Annotated in this window: 14 protein-coding genes; 2 read left to right on the plus strand and 12 right to left on the minus strand. The window is 38.5% G+C overall.

The features are described 5' to 3' along the window. Window positions 1–34: 34 nt before the first annotated feature. From MKL38_RS17680 to MKL38_RS17705, 6 genes are all read right to left on the minus strand, one after another. Window positions 35–541, minus strand: coding sequence for a hypothetical protein (locus MKL38_RS17680; RefSeq protein WP_270903947.1), 507 nt, complete (start codon window positions 539–541; stop codon window positions 35–37). A gap of 117 nt (window positions 542–658) precedes the next feature. Beyond that, complete coding sequence (locus MKL38_RS17685) at window positions 659–1,258, minus strand: TetR/AcrR family transcriptional regulator (protein WP_270903948.1); 600 nt, start codon at window positions 1,256–1,258, stop codon at window positions 659–661. Window positions 1,259–1,942: 684 nt separating this feature from the next. Further along, complete coding sequence (locus tag MKL38_RS17690; protein WP_270903987.1) at window positions 1,943–2,434, minus strand: flavin reductase; 492 nt, start codon at window positions 2,432–2,434, stop codon at window positions 1,943–1,945. Window positions 2,435–2,621: 187 nt separating this feature from the next. Further along, window positions 2,622–3,665: a methionine synthase gene (locus tag MKL38_RS17695; RefSeq protein ID WP_005048816.1), complete on the minus strand. Its 1,044-nt coding sequence runs from the start codon at window positions 3,663–3,665 to the stop codon at window positions 2,622–2,624. Window positions 3,666–3,686: 21 nt separating this feature from the next. After that, entirely contained in the window at window positions 3,687–4,673 is a 987-nt protein-coding gene (locus MKL38_RS17700) for a DUF1852 domain-containing protein (protein WP_005042907.1), read from the minus strand. Window positions 4,674–5,039: 366 nt separating this feature from the next. After that, on the minus strand, window positions 5,040–5,912 hold the full coding sequence (locus MKL38_RS17705) for a LysR family transcriptional regulator (protein WP_270903949.1): 873 nt from the start codon (window positions 5,910–5,912) through the stop codon (window positions 5,040–5,042). A gap of 256 nt (window positions 5,913–6,168) precedes the next feature. Between MKL38_RS17705 and MKL38_RS17710 the strand changes: the two genes are divergently transcribed. Beyond that, the gene (locus tag MKL38_RS17710) at window positions 6,169–6,777 is read left to right on the plus strand and encodes a LysE family translocator (RefSeq protein ID WP_270903950.1); all 609 of its coding nucleotides are present in this window, start codon (window positions 6,169–6,171) and stop codon (window positions 6,775–6,777) included. 87 nt (window positions 6,778–6,864) lie between these two features. Here the strand turns inward: MKL38_RS17710 and MKL38_RS17715 are convergent, their stop codons facing one another. After that, window positions 6,865–7,890 carry a fatty acid desaturase gene (locus MKL38_RS17715; RefSeq protein ID WP_270903988.1) on the minus strand — a complete coding sequence of 342 codons (1,026 nt, stop codon included), beginning with the start codon at window positions 7,888–7,890 and terminating at the stop codon, window positions 6,865–6,867. Between the two features lie 216 nt (window positions 7,891–8,106). Here MKL38_RS17715 and MKL38_RS17720 point away from each other — a divergent pair, with 216 nt between their 5' ends. Further along, the gene (locus MKL38_RS17720; RefSeq protein ID WP_270903951.1) at window positions 8,107–9,114 is read left to right on the plus strand and encodes an AraC family transcriptional regulator; all 1,008 of its coding nucleotides are present in this window, start codon (window positions 8,107–8,109) and stop codon (window positions 9,112–9,114) included. Window positions 9,115–9,173: 59 nt separating this feature from the next. On the opposite strand, the gene MKL38_RS17725 is transcribed toward MKL38_RS17720, so the two are convergent. The 5 genes from MKL38_RS17725 to MKL38_RS17745 all read right to left on the minus strand — a co-directional run bounded on the left by MKL38_RS17725 (window position 9,174) and on the right by MKL38_RS17745 (window position 15,688). Then, window positions 9,174–10,541 carry an amidohydrolase gene (locus MKL38_RS17725; RefSeq protein ID WP_270903952.1) on the minus strand — a complete coding sequence of 456 codons (1,368 nt, stop codon included), beginning with the start codon at window positions 10,539–10,541 and terminating at the stop codon, window positions 9,174–9,176. A gap of 34 nt (window positions 10,542–10,575) precedes the next feature. Further along, window positions 10,576–11,463, minus strand: coding sequence for a bile acid:sodium symporter family protein (locus MKL38_RS17730; protein WP_270903953.1), 888 nt, complete (start codon window positions 11,461–11,463; stop codon window positions 10,576–10,578). A gap of 32 nt (window positions 11,464–11,495) precedes the next feature. Then, window positions 11,496–12,881, minus strand: coding sequence for a long-chain fatty acid transporter (locus MKL38_RS17735; protein WP_270903954.1), 1,386 nt, complete (start codon window positions 12,879–12,881; stop codon window positions 11,496–11,498). A gap of 397 nt (window positions 12,882–13,278) precedes the next feature. Then, complete coding sequence (locus MKL38_RS17740; RefSeq protein WP_270903955.1) at window positions 13,279–14,532, minus strand: DcaP family trimeric outer membrane transporter; 1,254 nt, start codon at window positions 14,530–14,532, stop codon at window positions 13,279–13,281. 109 nt (window positions 14,533–14,641) lie between these two features. Then, on the minus strand, window positions 14,642–15,688 hold the full coding sequence (locus tag MKL38_RS17745; protein ID WP_270903956.1) for an AbrB family transcriptional regulator: 1,047 nt from the start codon (window positions 15,686–15,688) through the stop codon (window positions 14,642–14,644). Between the last annotated feature and the right edge of the window lies 1 nt (window position 15,689).

Below are 15,689 nucleotides of genomic sequence, written 5' to 3' on the forward strand. Positions count from 1 at the left end.
TAGTTCCCAGAACTCTAGTTATTTTATTTAATTACTACTCAAAATCAGGATATACAAAATCGTATTTTCCTGTTTTTATACGCTCAACAATATCGTAAGGATTCACAACTACACCAATTTCTGCCTTACGATTTTCTCCCTCTAACCTCCCTACACGAGTAAAATCTTCATCATTTATATGCCATACATACCAATTGTTAGATACTTTAATCTTCTCTGCCCCCACTTTTGCTCCATAGTCATTCGTATCCCGAAAAAGAATATTAGAAATATCACCAACCTCTCTAATATTTCCAACTTTTTCCCATAAATTCATTTTCAATCCAAACTTAGTCACACAGTGAGCATAAAACTCTACTTCACCGTTTACGATTTCCAATAAATCAATATCAGCTTCCAATGGGTATAATTTTTTAAAGCTTCTGATCACATCACTATTGAGTTGAGTTAAATCAAAAGCAATTAATTGAAAATATTTTTTCTCATCATTATCTAACTTAACTATAAATACATCACCGATCTTGGTGTTTTTCCTTATCATTTTTCGATTCCAGACTTTTCCCAATATTTCGGGCTAATTAATTTTCTCTTTCAATAGCATACTGCCATTTTACCCAAGACTAAACTGATTAATTAAGCGCTACTCTCTTCACTTTAGCTAATCAGGCACCCCATCATAAAAATTCAATTTCAAACTTTTAGCCTCAGTTTCCCTCCCCCAAAACCGCTCCAATACCACATCCCTTTCATCCACACTATTTGAACTCAACACTTGTAGCATCAAGCCATCAATTAGGTTTAGAACCATGTTCGCATCTGGATTGAATGCAACGGTTTCCAGACTAAAGACCAGATCAAAAAGCTCTTGAAGTAGCCATTTTCGATATTCAACTGCCATACGGTAAGCCCTTGGGTAAAGCTGTTTTATTTCAAAAATAGCCTTAAACAAAAGGTGGTAAAGGCTATTTACATCAACATGTAAACGCACAATTTCTTTGAGTTTATCGCTTGGTTTTGAGTAGTGGTGTGAGTAGACAATTGCCAGCACTTCTTCTTTGAGGCGGCTTTTTTGAAAGCTTATGCATGTTTCTATGAGGCTTTCTTTGGAGTGAAAGTAGTTATAAAGCGTGGCTTTCGGAATTTTAGTTTCTTTGGCAATCAGGTCTACGCCCGTGTTGTGAAATCCATAGAGATTAAATAGATCTACTGCGCTATGAATAACTTTTAATTTTTTTGAAGCCGTTTCTAAAGTTGGCATAGTTTTACCATTATAAAAATAAGTTGTTATGTCTGGCTGAGATAAAAAGCTTGTGCCCTTTCTGGGAGAAAAAAAGGCACAGCAAAGCCGTAAGACGGTGCTTGGCACATCTCAAGTTTTATTGTTGATATAAGTTTTTAGCCGTAATGACTTAAAGTCTGAAAAGCGGTTAAGCCTTCAAACTGTTTAAAGATGAATTAAGTGGTGTCGTTATAGCTTTTGGCAATGAGTGCCAAGAATTGATGGATGTGCATAGCCAACTCCTGATTTTGGGAGTTCTGCCAAAGCATTCATTTGGAATTATGGTGGCAGAACGAAAGAGGGTTGACAGACTGAACCTAAGAATCAGCACACCCGAGGGTGTCCCCCTTCCGTCCTACCGCAACAAAAGGGGGACGAACGAGTCTACATCAAAAAAATGATTTTTTTCAATGTACTTAGGTTCCGGCCTGTCAAAGCCGGCTGGCAATGTGGCCAGCAGGCAAAGGATAATCTGAGAGTTGGTAGGTGTCAATGTAGCTTTTATGACAAGTATTTAAATTTATTATTATTTTTCATTAGATTAACTTAATTATTATTTTATATATTATATTTAATTATATTTTTAAATTAAGTGAAGCGATCCATGCTTATTAATTTCTATCTTTTAACTTTTAATGTGAGAGTACAAAGCGGAAAGTCTGTTTAGACAATCTCGGTCTGCCCCACTTGGTGATAAGCACGATTAAAATAAACCAAACTTTGGTCATGCTCGCTTTGCTTAATCGCCACAATCGGACAAATAAGAATAGTGTGTGTACCCACTTGTTGAATTTGCTCAATCTCGCAATCGAAACTCACCAATGCATCATCCAACACAGGTGAACCCGTTTCTAACTCAATCCATACGCCATGTTTAAAGCGCTCTTCTGGTGTGAGCTTAGATGAAAATGCTTTTGAAATATGTTCGTGGTGTGCGCCTAAAACATTCACAGTTAAGATTTTGTTATCTAGGAAATGTGCATGTGAGCTCGCAGATTGGTTCATACACACCAATAATGTCGGCGGTGTGTCTGTCACACTACAAACAGCAGAGGCAGTAAATCCAAAACGGCCAGACATGCCTGCCGTAGTCACAACACTAACCGCACTTGTGAGTAAAGACATTGCATTTCTAAAGTCTGTTGCTTGAACCATGACATTATTCCTAAATTGAATCGTACCTTGTCCTGAGTGTTTGCTATACCGCCCAACTCCATCAGGAAGGTACTTTATCGACATGCATTCTGAGTAGAACGACATGTAGTAAGTAAAATGAGGGTTACTTGTTTGATTATCAACTGCCATCAAAAAAGTAACCCTTTATACCACTTATTGGTAAAGATTAAGCAGAGAGTTCAAAACCCGTAAGTTCTCTACGAACGATTTCTGCACCTGCACTTAAGGCATTTAACTTGCCACGTGCAACTTCACGAGAAAGAGGCGCCATACCGCAGTTTGTGCAAGGGTAAAGCTTGTCAGCATCTACAAACTGAAGTGCTTTACGTAGTGTGTTGGCAACTTCTTCTGGAGTTTCAATCTGGTTAGATGCGACATCAATTGCGCCAACCATTACTTTTTTACCGCGAATGAGTTCAAGTAAATCGATAGGCACATGTGAGTTGTGACACTCTAACGAGATGATATCAATGTTAGATTTTTGCAGTTTCGGGAAAGCTTCTTCGTATTGACGCCATTCCGAACCTAATGTCTTTTTCCAGTCTGTATTGGCTTTAATGCCGTAACCGTAGCAAATGTGGACCGCAGTTTCACATTTTAGACCTTCAATTGCACGCTCTAAAGTCGCAACGCCCCAGTCATTTACTTCGTCAAAGAAGACATTAAATGCAGGTTCGTCAAACTGAATAATGTCTACACCAGCAGCTTCTAACTCACGCGCTTCTTGGTTCAAAATTTTAGCAAATTCCCAAGCAAGTTTTTCACGGCTCTTGTAATGACCATCGTAAAGCGTATCAATCATAGTCATTGGGCCAGGTAATGCCCACTTAATTGGTTGATTGGTTTGCTGACGTAAAAACTTAGCATCTTCAACAAACACAGGTTTTTGACGAGACACAGCACCTACAACAGACGGTACGCTTGCATCGTAACGGTCACGAATTCGAACTGTTTCGCGTTTCTCAAAATCTACGCCATTTAAGTGTTCAATAAATGTGGTCACAAAGTGTTGGCGGGTTTGTTCGCCATCGCTCACAATGTCGATGCCAGCAAGTTGTTGTTCGTGCAACGCCAAACGTAAAGCGTCTTTTTTACCTTCAATCAGGCCTTCGTTTTCGAGTTTCCAAGGCGACCAAAGCTTTTCAGGTTCTGCAAGCCAAGAAGGTTTAGGTAAGCTGCCAGCAGTTGAAGTTGGTAATAATTTTTTCATGATCAATGACCCGTATGTTGATTAATTAGGAGCGTAATTAGCAGACCACTGCTCAAGAATCGCTTGGTATGGTTTGATAAATTGCTCTTCAACAAACTTCCCCTGCTCAATAGCCAAACGGCTACGTTCTTCTCGGTCATACACAATTCGAGTAAGTGAGTAATCTTCATTTTTCAAGCTTGGCTGATAAGATTTTCCAGCAACTGAATTTGCATTGTAAATTTCAGGGCGGTAAATCTTTTGGAACGATTCCATGGTGCTGATAGTGCTGATCAACTCAAGGTTGGTGTAATCACTCAGCAAATCACCAGTAAAATAGAACGCCAAAGGTGCAGCACTGTTTTTCGGCATGAAATAGCGAACTTTTAAGCCCATTTTCTGGAAATATTCATCAGTTAATGAATAGTCTTCTTGCTTGTATTCCACACCCAAAACTGGATGTTCATTTTCAGTGCGGTGATACACTTTAGTTGTTGAAACACTTAAGCAAATCACTGGCGCTTTTTTAAAGTTTGCTCTGTAAGTCTCAGAGTTAATAAAGCTCTTAAACAAGTTACCGTGCAATTCGCCAAATTTCTCTGGAGTGCTAAAGGTAGACTGATTTTTATTGTGGTCTAACAAAAGCACACTAAAGTCATAGTCACGTACATAAGACGAGAAGTTGTTGCCTACAATGCCTTCAATGCGTTCATTGGTCTTTTTATCAACAATATTGGTTTTCAATATTTCGATTAAAGGAAGCGCACTGTTATGGCTTGCAGCATCAACATTCATTTCAACTGAAATGATTTCAAGTTCAACCGCATAGCGATCGCCTTTAGGGTTATCCCAATGAGCTAAAGTATTAAAACGATTGTCGATCATCTGTAATGTGTTGCGCAGATTCTCTTGACGGCTCATCCCTCTCGCCAAGTTAGCAAAGTTGGTTGTAATACGCGTATTGTCTGCTGGACGATAGTTTTCATCGAAACAAATACTCTTAATCGTAAATGTAAATTCTTTACTCATTTTGATCAGTACCCTAATTTCTGAGATAAACCTAAAAATATTTCGAGCTCTTTTTAAACTTTCCAGCCTTGTCAGATTTGTGCCTTATGGTCTTATCAAAACTGAATTACTGGAACGCTTCAGAGCGTGAATAGATTTATACCGCAATACCAACATGAATAAAAATGATTTAGTCTCATTCAAAACTGAGTGAAATTCACGTTTAGAGTTTAATAAAGAAGTATGAAGTTAAATATTTTTCATCTTTGGGAATTTTAGACAGTAGAAATTCAACATACGACGGACGTGTAAAGCCCTTACCAATTTTAAAATTTATTATTATTTTCAATATATTAATCCATAAAAACTTAGGGAGAATGGCTAGACCTAAAGTAATTTATACTGACTCTCGCTCATCTCTGTTTTTAGCCATTCTAGAAATATGGTTTTGCGTGAATCTTCCTCGAAAGTGCTATGAGAAAGTAAAAAATAGGCTGAACCGTCTTGTACGACTGGTGAAATTTCTTGCAGTAAGTTCCACTCTAGCTCTTTTTCAATCATATAAATTGAGATTACGGTTGCGCCGAGTCCAGCTAAGCAGCCTTCTAAACATAGATAAAAATGTTCGAGTTCGACTTTAGCGTAGCCTTTTAAAATCTGCTTTAACTCAGCAATGCGGCTAACGCTTTTGAAAAAATTCGGTCTAGAGGTCGAAATGAGTAAGTCATTTGTTTCTGATGGCTTAGTTGCTTGAACTAGAGCGATATATTCATCGGCAATTTTCTCGCTATAGATATGCTCTCCCCAATCAAAATCATTTCTGCGAATTGCGATATCAATATTATCTTTTTCAAAGTCGACCACTCCACCTGCTGTTAGTAACACCACCTCAAAATCATGACCGAGCTTTTTAAATTTTGATAACCGTGGAATGAGCCATTTCATGGAAAGAGTCGGTTCACACGACAAGACCAGTTGTTTGTTTTCAGTTTTAGGCTGACTTAGCTCTATTAAACATTCATCGAGTTGACTAAAAACTTGATGGCAACAATTCAATAAAATTTCACCCTGCTCAGTCATCACAAGTGTTTTATTTTTTCGATCAAACAAAGTCGTATTTAAAGCTTCTTCTAAGTTATAAATCTGTTTACTAACCGCACTTTGCGTCACAAATAATTTCTTTGCAGCTAAAGTGACGCTGCCATACTTAGCCACAAAATAGAAAAATTTTAATGAATTCAGCGATATTCTTTCTATCATTCCAAAAACTCATAAGTGGTCAGTCGTTTTTATCGATTTTTATTTCTAGGTTTCTGTTCAAAATAAAAATCATCTTTATTAAAACCTATTTTAGATGATGAAAAACATATTGAATATCGATATCTATCTTCACAGCCGTATAGATGCGACTTCTTACTCTGAAAAAATAGCTACTTTAGGCAGTGCTTTCACTTTTCCCAACACATTCCAAAAAGTACAGATCAATCCCCCTCGTTTTCAGTGAGGGCACAAGATAATGGCAGAGTTCATTGCGGTTATTTTGATTACGATTTTGGCTGTTATTAGCCCCGGCGCTGACTTCGCGATTGTCACGAAAAATAGTTACCTGTACGGTAGAAAAATAGGGGTTTTAACTTCACTCGGAATATCGCTTGGCGTGTTGGTGCATGTGACCTATACCCTAGTCGCTGTTGCATTTGTCATGACTTATACGCCGCAAATTTTGAATATTGTTAAGTATATTGGTGCGATTTACCTGATCTATATTGGCTATAAAACCTTTACTCAAAAACCTGTTTTAGACACTGCTGCCTTAACTTCTATAGGTACTTTTCAAGCGATAAAATACGGCTTTTTTACCAATGCCCTTAACCCTAAAACCACGCTATTCGTGATTAGTACCTATACGCAAATTGTGAGTTTAACCACGCCTAAAACCATTCTTTTGGCTTATGGCTTTTTTATGTCATTTGCGCATTTTGTATGGTTTTCACTAGTGGCTGTGCTTTTTTCATCCATGCTGTTAAGGCAAAAAATGTTAGCTAAGCAAGTGCAAATTAATAAGGTGATTGGTTCAATTTTATGTGCTTTAGGTGTGATTCTTCTTTTTACTCAGTTTCAATAGAACCAATGAATTTTAAGAAACTGTAGAGTGTGGACTGAGCCCTGTGTACAGAACTCAGTCCATTCAAGCGAGTTAAGAATCTATTTTTTAAGTATTCGATTCAGATAAATTATTTACATTCCAACGATTTGCTCTTTTAAAGGTTCCGACATCGTTAAATCGAACTCCCATATCACGCATAACTTTATGGGCAACGGGTGCAGTCATTTGTCGAATGTAGAATGGTTCTTTCACCACAAAATGATGGATGGCATGCGTCGAACCAAAGTTAAAGCAAAAGAGTTGGAACGGCATCATCCACCACGGTGTTAACACTTGCGTTTGTTGAATCACATTGCCTAATTCTACATCACCGTAGTAATGCATATTGCTTGTCACAAAGTGTAGGCAGAAAGTACGCAGCACATTTGGCGCAATCCACACCACAGTCAAAATATTAATCACATGCATAATATTTAGCGTTGTAGCTGACCACGCAATCGGTGTATTTGCCAAGCTTGAAATCATATCAACTGCATGGAAGCCTAAGAAGATATACCAAAGAGACCAATGAATAATTCCAAGTGGAAAATAAGCTAAGAACGCACGTTTAAAAATAACTTTTCTAACAGTCCAATTGCTTGCAGCAATAATGCGTAGCAAAACTGCAAAGCCATTGTCACCGATGGCGACGAGTCGGCGTATGCTCCACTGCTCTCCATTGGTGAGCGCTCTTTCTTCTAAATCGACTTCAGTGCCTGAATTTTTATGGTGATTAAAATGAAGCTCACGGCGTTTCCACGGGTTAATGGTACTTGGGCGAGCTAACCAGACTAATCCCATCATAAGGTGATGTGCCCATGGTTTCTTTCTAAAATACATCCAGTGAATGAGGTCGTGTTCTAACTCATGGGTAAGAGATGCAAAAAACGCAATAATGGGAATTGCGAACCAAGCTGAAAGCTGATGATTGATATAGAGTACGGCTGTAGCAATCATTCCAACGATGGAAACAAATAGAATCATCGCCCCTATTGCATTTTGATGGTTCAAAATGGGGTGCCGCTTGCGTAAAGCCACACCTTCCGCTGTGACCACTTTTTTAATGTGTTCCGTTTTTTCGCTATCGCTCATTCCAGCAGGATTTTTATATATGTAGGTCATCCGTTATTCCTCAGTTTTCTCATGTCCCTACTTTATTTATATCTATCTTTGTACGCTTAGCTCGAAACGCCAATCTATTGGCTATGGATGCCAAAATAGTAAGATTCAAAACAAACAAAAGATTTTTTGGTTTTGAATCTTTTATACTGCTCACAGGAATATGAATCACAAGTTATAGGACATAACATGCCACAGACAGCAACGGCACTGGCTAGCTGGGTTAAAGCGATTCAAAAAGCGCTTGAAAAAGCAGGTGTGGATAGCCAACCTTTATTAAAACAAGCAGGTTTAGATGTTCAGGCCCTAAATGATCCAGATGCACGCTATTCATTAAAACAAACTGCGAATTTATGGAAATTAGCCGTTCAAGCGACTCAGGACTCGTGCTTTGGCCTTAAAGTTGCCAGCCAAGTCAACCAAAATACATTTCATGTGTTGGGCCATTCACTCATTACCAGCACAACACTAAAAGAAATGTTTTTAAGAATTATTCGTTACTTCCGCATAGTGACCGACATTCCTGAACTCGAGTTTTATGGCGAGGGGAAAAATCATTATTTCGTTATTCATGTTCCCGATGAAGTTCAACCCGAATCTATCGATGCTTTTATCTCTGTTTTTATTCGTTCAAGTCGTGCGTTACAAGGTTCTGTTTTTTCGCCCTTACGCATTGAATTAAGACGCTCAGAGCCAGAAGATTTAGAAACTTTTCAGAGTATTTTAAAAGCCCCGATTGTGTTTAATGCACCCAAAGACATGATTGTGTTTGACACAGCAACCATAGAGCAGCCTTTAGATGGTGGGAATCCGTCCCTCACCCAAGAATATGATGAGATTATTAATCGTTATCTTGCACGGTTTGATAAAGAAAATATATTGGCTCGTGTGAAAGTAAAACTCATTGAAAAATTATCTACAGGTGACTTTCAACAGCAAGACGTTGCAAAAAGTTTAGGCTTAAGTATACGGAGTTTGCAACGTAAGCTATCGGCAGAAAATACGTCTTATAGCGAGCTACTCGACAATACACGGCACGAACTCGCTTTGTCGTATATTAAAAATTCAAGCCACAATATTACCGAAATTGCCTATATTCTTGGCTTTACCGATGTGAGTAGTTTTACCCGTGCTTTTCGACGCTGGACAGATTTATCACCGCTACACTATCGGGAAAAACATCTGTCTTGTTCTTAAATTTCTAAAAATTTTAGATAAAAAAAGATGCACATGAATGCATCTTTTTTATGAACATCTTATTTTTTATTTAACAGTTCGAGCATAGAGACTGTGGTGACTTTAGCCCCGACAGGCAAGGCTTTTAAATCTACAACATAGTTCGGACTATGCGGAATATAAGGCACAGGTTTGCCTTGCTTGACTGCATTGGCAAACACAACCGGATCTGCCACGCCAATAAACATAAAGTTAAATGGAATGTCTTTTTGATCACCTAACAAATGGTGAACATCTTCAGAACCCATAATGGCGGGATAATCAGTTAGAACATGTTTGTCGCCTAGCAAAGCTTTTAAAGGTCCATTTAAACGCGCAGAGAACTCTTTATTATTAACTACAGGCGTACTTGAACCCTTAAAGGTAAAAGTAGGCAATTGATCTTTACCCATGCCCTGCATTTCGGCAGCACCATCACTCATGAACTTAATGTTATTTAACATGGTTTCGCGTATTTTTGGATCAAACCAACGCAAGTTCATTTTGACCAGTGCAGTAGAAGGAATCACATTATTCGAATTTCCAGCTTGGATTGAGCCAATCGATAAAACTGCTGCTTGTTGAGGGTCGACTGCGTTACCCATAATAGTTTGATATTGAGTTACTGCATTTGCCGCCATGCTAATTGGATTTTTGGTTAGCATTGGTAATGACCCATGCCCACCCACGCCTTTAAATAAAACATCGAGCTGATCGGTTCCCGCCATGCGTGGCCCCGGCGCATTAATGACCACTCCAACAGGTGCAGGTGTGGTATGTACTGCAAAGAAATAATCGGGTTTTGGCAAATTGTATTTTGTCCACAAACCGTCAGTCACCATGGCTTTAGCACCCGTTATAGGCTCTTCAGCAGGTTGTGCGACTAAAATAATAGTTCCGCTCCATTCTTTTTTTAAAGCGACTAAGGTTTTTGCCATACTGAGCATCCATGTCACATGTGCATCATGACCACACATATGTGCAACAGGCGTTTCGGTTCCATCGTCAAGTTTTACCCGCACTTTACTTGCATAAGGTAAGCCAGTCGCTTCTTGAACAGTATTGGCATCCATGTCGGCACGGTACATGACCGTTGGCCCATCACCGTTTTTTAAAATGCCAACCACACCTGTCTTGGCTATTCCAGTTTTAACATCAAACCCTAATGACTTAAGCTCTTTGGCAACAATGGCAGAAGTACGCGTTTCCATAAACCCAAGTTCAGGGTGTTCATGAATGTCTTTATAAACCTTATTTAACCACTGTGTTTGCCCATCAATAATCGTTAACGCTTTTTGTGAAACCGCTGGCAAAGTTGTTGGACTTGCTTCTGCATGAAGGACCGTTCCATAACCAGAAATCAAAGTCGATAACCCTATAAATAGGCTGTTTTTAAAAAATTTGTTCATTATGAATAAAGCTCCGTTTTAATAATCTTTGCAGTTAGTTAATAATTATTTTGTTTTTAGCTAAATCTTTCTTTTCTAATCGATTCAATAATGTGCCAAATAGTGTTGCCATTACATACATTAAGATTGAATACACGGCTGCCGGCATAGCTGCGTCTGAACTCGCCATAACAGTTAAAGCAATTGTTAACGCTAAAGTACTGTTATGAATTCCTATTTCAAAAGCACAGGCTTTGGCTTGAAAGCTATTAATACCAAATAAACGAGGCACCAAATAACCAATCAAAAGACTACAAATACAGAAAAGCAAGGTTGCCCCACCCACTAGCCCAATGTAATTGAGAAGTTTTTGATAGTCTTTGGCAATCGCGAGCGCAATAATAAAAAGTAAAAATACAATTGCGAAAACACGAACAGGGTTATTTAACCTTTCTGCAAATTTTGGTGAGAAATGTCTGATCAACATCCCAATGATGACGGGAACCAAAATAATAACAAATACTTGAATTATTTTAGAAAATTGCAATCCAACGTGTTGTTCACTTGCAACGAAATGTAGTAATGCAAAGTTCACAATCAATGGCAATGTAAAAGCAGCAAGCACTGAATTTATCGCAGTTAAAGTAATATTAAGTGCAATATCACCCTTATATAAATAGCTAAATAAATTTGCAGTGGCCCCTCCCGGTGAAGCCGCAAGTAACATCAGCCCGACAGCAATCATTGGTGGTAAAGCAAAAACCTTACAAATAATAAATGCGATAGCCACTAAAATAATGAGCTGACAAAACAATGCAATAAATACGGCTTTGGGGTGCTGGCGAACACGTTTAAAATCTTTAAGGGTTAATTCTAGCCCCATACCAGCCATAATAATAGCCAAGGCTATGGGTAAGAATATAGTAATTATCAATGAATCCATTCTCTATTTCCTCTTTTAATTTTTTGTATTATTTAGAATTTATATCCTATTTTTAATCCATAGCTTAAAGAGTGATTATCCTTAAACTCCCCTACATAATAATCACTACCGGCCTGCGCGCCAAGCTGACCTTTTGCATCGCCTAACCAGTAATATTTCACACCACCAGAAATAAAGTATTGTGATGTTGGACTGTATTGGGCTCCCACTCCTAAGTTGTAATATCCCTTGGTTGGGCCACCCGTTGAAACTTTATCACCCGCACCAGAGTCCCACCCCACTGACACAGAGCCTAACCATTTAGGTGAAAAACGTTGCCCTACTCCCAAATTTAAAGTCCATTGGTCATCATCATAACGAACCAAATTAAATCCTTCTGGACGGCTTGGTGTCGATAAGCCCCCGACAACTTTTGAAATTTCACCAAAACGATAAGGTTGTAGCGCCAAATCACTCCAATTTACCCAACGCAAGCTACCGAACAGTAAAATTCCCTGACGTAAACCCGTTTGAAACTCTAAATTCACTGAGTTTGGAGATTTAAATTTGGTTGTACCAGAGCCTTCGCCATTAGGTAACGCTGAAATAATGTGATTTAAATAGTTTTTCTTTTGCTCAGTCATCTGCCCGATAGAAATCATATAGTCGAGATGTTGGCTAACTAAATCGCGTCCTTGCTGAGTGGTTAACATATCAATTAACGGCGCATTTTCAGTTGCGTTTACTTTGTGGGTAATGGCAGAACGATAGGTAAGTGAAACTTTAACGGCCTTTTCGGGAATTTGATAAGCCAGTCCAGCTAACCAGCCCCAATCACCCACAGTTTTAGTTTGAAAGTCATAGCCATTATAAAGACTAAATACATTGCCTCTTAAATTGACCTGACTTTTGAAGGTTTGATAAACCGGCCCTGCAAAAATATTCCAGTTTTTATTAGGTTGATATCCAGCAATGAAGCTAAAACTTTGAATATCAAATTCTGATTTTGCATTTCCTGTGGGAACTTGACCAGAAGTAGCATTTACAAGGCTTGTAGTCGTAATACCGGGAAGCATAACTGTATCTTTCGGGGTTGCGACAAAGCCATTTACTCCAGAATATTCGGTGTCAGCCCCAAAAGGCTGATCGTAAAGCAACCCGAATGAATACTGCGGTGCCAACTGTAATTTTAAAGCCGCAGTCGGCCGATAATCTGTATTGGCAATATCGGAAATTGACTGATGTGAAGGGTTAGTACCAGATTCCACTCCTTTTAAATCAGTATCTGTCACACCTAAACTTGCTTCAAAGTAATTTCCCGGTTGTAAAAATGCTGAGACGGATTGGCCTGTTTTATCAAATGCCGCAGCATGTAATGCACTTGTACAAATTGAAGCGATTCCCAATACTAATGTTCTATTTCTTACTACAAAAATCATGGATCCATCCTGGATTTTTTTATTTTGATTGTTCACTTTATTTAGATTTTGAGTGATGCGCTTAGCCCCAAACGCCAATTCGTTGACTGTGGATGCCATATTTAAAAATTATAAGATTGCCTCTCTGAAATGAGATAATTCGCTTTGAACTCAAGATTAAAGACGACGATGATTTAAAACTTTCAGATAATTTTTTAAGAAACTTTTGTATTTATTGCTGTTGATATTAAAGCGCACGATAGATTTTCCAATCCTTCATATCTCTATAAATCACGGCGCACCAAACTAGAAAAGCTAAAGCGATGATATTTATATACCTTCGCTTTAGCTTATAAATTTATCGGATATACAGTCTGTAGATTAAGATAGTACATACATCAGCAATCTAAATCTTCCACTAAAATTCATATTTCGCCATCATTTCTATACGCTTATCTTTCCCTACTTGTTGACTTACAGTGTTGCGCTCGCCATAGACATATTCGACCCCAAAAGTTAAGGGTTTATTGGGTTTAAACATCAGATTAGCCCAACTCTGTTGTAACTTTTTATTGGCATCTTTTGTTATTACGTCTTTATCTTCATAGATCAATGCACCATGACCTATTGTGCCCCTTAGTTTTTCATTAAATTGATAAGTAAGGCCCATTTGAAATGCATCAAAATCAATTAATTCGATATCATCTCCGTTTTGGATATGACGAACATTATCAGAGGTAGCCAGTAATAATTTATTGTCTCCAGAAACATGCGAATAGTTACTATTAAATAATAAAGATGGTGTGATTTTATAGCGAAGACCTAGTGCAGCCCCCCATCCCATTTTAGTTTCATCATTTTCATTACGTAGACGGACTTCCTGAACTAAACCACGTGCAGTCATTACGCCTTTATCAGTGGCAAATTCATGTTTCAATTTACTTGCCAGTAAAGGCAGACGGTTCTCGTCATTACCTTTTTCTAAGCTTAAGAAATAAGAGGTGGATGTATTGATTGGCCCTGAATAACGCACCATTGGATTACGATTGGTACCACCACCTAAAGCGGTATTTGAATCTAGCATTTCTGGTGCTGTTTCAGTTGAAAGAAAAGTAGACGTCGTTTGACCGATCAACCAACGATCATAATTTAAATAGACATGTCGCAGACGGGCATTGTCTTTATTTGTCCCACCACGAAAATCTATTTCAATTTTCCCTTTTAACGTCTTTTCCCCTACAGCAGTATTAAAATCTAAACCAATACGAGAGGCATTTACGGTCGAATCCAAACGATCTTCAGTCGATTTTTTATCAGGATCCCCTTCTAGTAACACACCATTAATGCGGTTAAACATACCTTTCGCGCCTTCAAACTGATATGCAGCATCAGCACGAACAAAGCCATACAAATTAACATCGGCACCAGATTTTGATTGCCATTTGAATATAGCTTGAGGATTTTTTTCTGGCGGCGTGATAACACTTGCTGTTGGTACGTATGGAACCTGTACGCTAGTTGTAGATGTTGCTTTTTGAGTCTGAAGCATTTGTCGAAGTTCATTCACTTCTGCACGCAATTGTTCAATTTCACTGTTCTGATCGGCATGGGTAAATGTGGTGAGAGTGGTTAAGCTAACGATTAGCATTGTCTTAGCTGAGTTAAATTTCATTTCGCATTCCTTTGTTTTATTTCAATAAAGCGTGCTGTTCATCCATTTACAAAAATTGTAGATATAGTCTCCCCTTAAATAGCTTTTCAGCTCTTTAAAAATGTCTTACTTACTTTTTAGATTTAAAAAACAATTGCAGACTGTATTGATAAAAAAAGCGTGTAGTGAGAATTACGAAAATTAATCTTGAGAGCTGAAAGGCAACTACAATAGGTACTGCGAGTCCGAGAGCTTTAGCCATCAGTGACATTTCTGCGATGCCTCCGGGTGAAAGCCCTAAAATCAAGTTTTGTTTTTCAGTATGGCTTAGGTTGACCAGTAATAACGCAAAGCTGATCGATAACACTAAAGCCAGCAGATTGAATATCAGTGTTATCCCAATAAACTTTTTATTTTTCTTTAAAAAGCTAAATGGAAATTTGCTGCCTAATGACCAACCAATACAGACTTGACCAAAGGCAGTAAACCATTCGGGCAATTTCATCTGAAGTATTCCGCAAAATGACAACAACCCAATAATGGCAAGTGGTCCCAAAATCCAAGCATTCAAAAGATTAAAAAATTGAAAAACTTTACCCACAAACAGGGCCATACAAAACAGCAATACGACCTGAAAAAAGCTAAATTGATCCGACTCTGGTATTTTTAAACCAGTCCATTCAACTTGAAAATAAAGTTCCATAAAAATTGGAACCAACACAACTAGAACTACAATTCTCAAACTATGGGCAGCAACGACTTTCTCAACTTGAGCTTGATAGCGTTCTGCAATATTCACCATTTCACTGGCACTGCCAATGGCCGAAGAAAACCATGCAGTTGCCCAATCCAATGCATTAACTCGATATTGCAAACCAGCCAGCAACGTACCCAATACAAGTGACCATACCAACCCAATTAGAATAAAGCCCCAATATGCCGCCACTGCCTGTACCAAGGCTGGTGTAAAGTATAAGCCTAAGGCCATACCAATAATGACCTGCCCTATGCGTCGCCAATGCGGATCACAAGCAAGTGGATGACCAACGCTACCGAACAATAAAGCCGTCAATAAAGGTCCAAGCAACCAAGGCAAGGGAATATGCAAATATTTGGCAATTAAAGCTCCGACCAGAGCAATTGCTAATCCTTTGAGATTTGAGCTTATTTTTTCCATA

Source organism: Acinetobacter sp. AOR14_HL, from assembly GCF_027855175.1.
GTDB classification, from domain to species: domain Bacteria; phylum Pseudomonadota; class Gammaproteobacteria; order Pseudomonadales; family Moraxellaceae; genus Acinetobacter; species Acinetobacter calcoaceticus.

What these genes read in the sequence shown, in the direction of transcription:
- MKL38_RS17680 (WP_270903947.1), bottom strand. Translation starts at nt 541, where the DNA reads ATGATAAGGAAAAACACCAAGATCGGTGATGTATTTATAGTTAAGTTA.
- MKL38_RS17685 (WP_270903948.1), bottom strand. Translation starts at nt 1,258, where the DNA reads ATGCCAACTTTAGAAACGGCTTCAAAAAAATTAAAAGTTATTCATAGC.
- MKL38_RS17690 (WP_270903987.1), bottom strand. Translation starts at nt 2,434, where the DNA reads ATGGTTCAAGCAACAGACTTTAGAAATGCAATGTCTTTACTCACAAGT.
- MKL38_RS17695 (WP_005048816.1), bottom strand. Translation starts at nt 3,665, where the DNA reads ATGAAAAAATTATTACCAACTTCAACTGCTGGCAGCTTACCTAAACCT.
- MKL38_RS17700 (WP_005042907.1), bottom strand. Translation starts at nt 4,673, where the DNA reads ATGAGTAAAGAATTTACATTTACGATTAAGAGTATTTGTTTCGATGAA.
- MKL38_RS17705 (WP_270903949.1), bottom strand. Translation starts at nt 5,912, where the DNA reads ATGATAGAAAGAATATCGCTGAATTCATTAAAATTTTTCTATTTTGTG.
- MKL38_RS17710 (WP_270903950.1), top strand. Translation starts at nt 6,169, where the DNA reads ATGGCAGAGTTCATTGCGGTTATTTTGATTACGATTTTGGCTGTTATT.
- MKL38_RS17715 (WP_270903988.1), bottom strand. Translation starts at nt 7,890, where the DNA reads ATGAGCGATAGCGAAAAAACGGAACACATTAAAAAAGTGGTCACAGCG.
- MKL38_RS17720 (WP_270903951.1), top strand. Translation starts at nt 8,107, where the DNA reads ATGCCACAGACAGCAACGGCACTGGCTAGCTGGGTTAAAGCGATTCAA.
- MKL38_RS17725 (WP_270903952.1), bottom strand. Translation starts at nt 10,541, where the DNA reads ATGAACAAATTTTTTAAAAACAGCCTATTTATAGGGTTATCGACTTTG.
- MKL38_RS17730 (WP_270903953.1), bottom strand. Translation starts at nt 11,463, where the DNA reads ATGGATTCATTGATAATTACTATATTCTTACCCATAGCCTTGGCTATT.
- MKL38_RS17735 (WP_270903954.1), bottom strand. Translation starts at nt 12,881, where the DNA reads ATGATTTTTGTAGTAAGAAATAGAACATTAGTATTGGGAATCGCTTCA.
- MKL38_RS17740 (WP_270903955.1), bottom strand. Translation starts at nt 14,532, where the DNA reads ATGAAATTTAACTCAGCTAAGACAATGCTAATCGTTAGCTTAACCACT.
- MKL38_RS17745 (WP_270903956.1), bottom strand. Translation starts at nt 15,688, where the DNA reads ATGGAAAAAATAAGCTCAAATCTCAAAGGATTAGCAATTGCTCTGGTC.